Raw genomic sequence first — 2,722 nt, forward strand, 5'->3', positions numbered from 1 at the left:
GCAAGTTCGACTTCGTGTTCTTCGCCGACCAGCTGGCCGCACCAATACGCTTCGGCGACGACATCACCGAGCCGCTGCGCCGCGGAACCCAGGCGACGGCGACACTCGACCCCTCCATCGTGGGGGCAAGCATCGGCGCGGTGACGTCCAAACTGGGCATCGCAATCACCAAGTCCGCCACGTATTTTCACCCATACGAGCTTGCCCGCATCTTCGCCAGCCTCGATCACATCACCAGAGGTCGCGTGGCGTGGAACATCGTCACGTCGCTGACCCAGAGCGAGGCGCAGAACTTCGGTCACGACGAGCACCTTGAGCACGAGTTCCGCTATGAGCGGGCCGACGAGTTCGTCCGCACCGCGTTGGAACTGTGGTCCAGCTGGGATCCCGACGCGCTAGTGCTCGACAAGGCCAACTGCGTATTCGCCGATCCGTCGCGGATCCGTCCCGTCGACCACGACGGGCAGTACTTCCGCACGCGAGGACCATTGAACGTGCCGCACTCGCCGCAGGGTCGACCGGTGCTGATCCAGGCCGGCTCGTCGAGCACCGGTAGGGACTTCGCGGCGCGGTGGGCAGAGGCGATCTTCGAGATCGACCCGACGCCGGAGGGGCGTCGCGCCTACTACGACGACATCAAGTCACGGGCAGTCAATTTCGGCCGCGACCCCGACCAGGTGCTGATCTTCCCTGCCTTCATCCCGTTCATCGGCGAGACCGAGTCGATCGCCCGAGAGAAGCAGGCGTTCCACAACGAGCTGGCCGACCCCATATCCGGCCTGATCACGTTGAGCGTGCACACCGACCACGATTTCTCGCAATACGACCTCGACGCCCCGGTCGAGGACGTCAAGGTGACCGGCACCCAAGGCCTGTTCGACACCGCTCGCCGCGTCGCCGACCGGGACAATCTCACGCTGCGCGATGTCGGCAAGTGGTACGCGCAGGGTGTCTTGTTGCCGCAGTTCGTCGGGACGGCCACGCAGGTCGCCGACCAGATCGAGGAATCGTTCACCGCAGGCGAGGCTGACGGGTTCATGGTGTCAGCGGCCCAAACACCGGGCACCTTCAACGATTTCGTCGACTCGGTGGTCCCGGAGCTGCAGCGGCGCGGACTGTTCCGCACCGAGTACACCGGCGACACCTTGCGCGACCACTTGGGGTTGCCGCCCGCGACGTTCGAGGCGCCGCAGCGGCCGAAGGTGTCAGTCGCCAGCTAGACCGCCGCCTTCTTGCGATTTGGGCGCGTTTTCGCTCGCCCCCACGGGCTGTTTCAGAATCGCGTGTCGTGATGATCGTCTGACCTGCTGCTCGTGGAGAATGTGTTGATGGCCAAGGGTTATCGACCGGTGGTGCGTGATCAGCAGTTCTTGGTTCCGCCGGACATGCGGGAGTGGCTGCCGGCGGATCACTCGGTGTGGGCGTTGATCGCGATCGTGGAGGGGCTGGATACCTCGGCGTTTCACCAGCGCCGACGTACTGGTGGGGTGGGTCGGGCGGGGTATGACCCGGACATGTTGGTGACGTTGTTGATTTGGGCGTGGTCGCAGGGGGTGCGGTCCTCGCGTCGGATCGAGCGGGCGTGCGCCGATGTGGTGTCCTATCGGGTGATCTGCGCTGGTGACGGGCCCGATCACGTCACGATCGCACGGTTCCGCGCGGAGAATCACGCCGCGTGTGAGCAGTTGTTCGGCCAGGTGTTGATGTTGGCCGCCCGGTTGGGGTTGGGCCGATTGGAGACCGTGGCGCTCGATGGGGTGAAGATCGCGTCGAATGCGTCGCTGAGCGCCAACCGCACCACCTCGGGGTTGGCGAAGGCCGCCGAGGCCGAAGCGGCGCGGATCGCCGCGGCCGCGGTGGCCGCGCACGAGGCCACCGACGCCGCCGAGGACGAGATGTTCGGCGAGGACAATCCGGGGTCAGTGCCGGCGGAGTTGGCCGATCCGGCGGTGCTGGCGGCGCGTATCGATGAGGAGATGGCGCGTCTGGACGGCGAAACGACCGCCGCTCCCGATGAACCCGTCGATTGCCCACCGCCGGCGCAATCACCGCGATCCGTGCAACCCGATCCGGTGGCTCGTGATCGGTCGGGGCGTATCGCCCAAGCCCAGGGGCGCATCGCCGCCGAGATCGATGCCGAGCGTGCCGAGCGGGACGCTTTGGTGGGTAAGTATCTGGCGCGTATCGCCGCCGGAGAGAAGATGACCGGCCCGACCCCGGTCGAGGCGAAGGTGGCGTTGGCCGAGCGTCAGCTGGCCACCGCGATCGCCGCATCGCAGGCCAAACACGCCCGCTGGGCCGCGCTCGATGCCGGACCGGCTGCCCAGCGGCGCAGCCCGGGGCGCCGACCGGTACCCGTCGAGCAGAACGCCCGGGTGTGCCAGGCGCAGGCCAAGCTGGAGAAGGCGCGCGCGGCCGCCGACGCCGCTGGGGTCAAAGCCGAGGCCGCCGAACGTAGGGCAAATATCACCGATCCACAATCACGAATCCAGCCGCTGCGCGGTGGCGGCTGGCTGCAGGGCTACAACTGTCAGGCAGTCACCGCCGCCGACGGGCTGATCCTGGCCACCGACGTGGGGACCAGCCCAGTCGACCATCAGTACTTCCGCGACATGGTCGACAAGACGGTCAGCGCAGCAGACGTGATCGCCCGCCACCGACCACCGCAGCCCTGCGATGAGGCCGAGGCAGCCTCGATCGGGATCCTGCTCGCCGACGCCGG

2 protein-coding genes are annotated in these 2,722 nt (G+C 67.1%); both read left to right on the plus strand.

The annotated features are described in order from the left end of the window. Positions 1 to 1,220 (plus strand): LLM class flavin-dependent oxidoreductase (locus tag QOC69_RS12300; protein ID WP_526439781.1); only part of this gene is annotated, 1,220 nt, incomplete at its 5' end. A 93-nt stretch (positions 1,221 to 1,313) separates the two neighbouring features. Next, on the plus strand, positions 1,314 to 2,722 hold a 1,409-nt coding region (locus QOC69_RS12305), incomplete at its 3' end, for a transposase (RefSeq protein ID WP_526439783.1).

Source organism: Mycobacterium sp., from assembly GCF_032162105.1.
In the GTDB taxonomy this organism is placed as follows: Bacteria; Actinomycetota; Actinomycetes; order Mycobacteriales; family Mycobacteriaceae; genus Mycobacterium.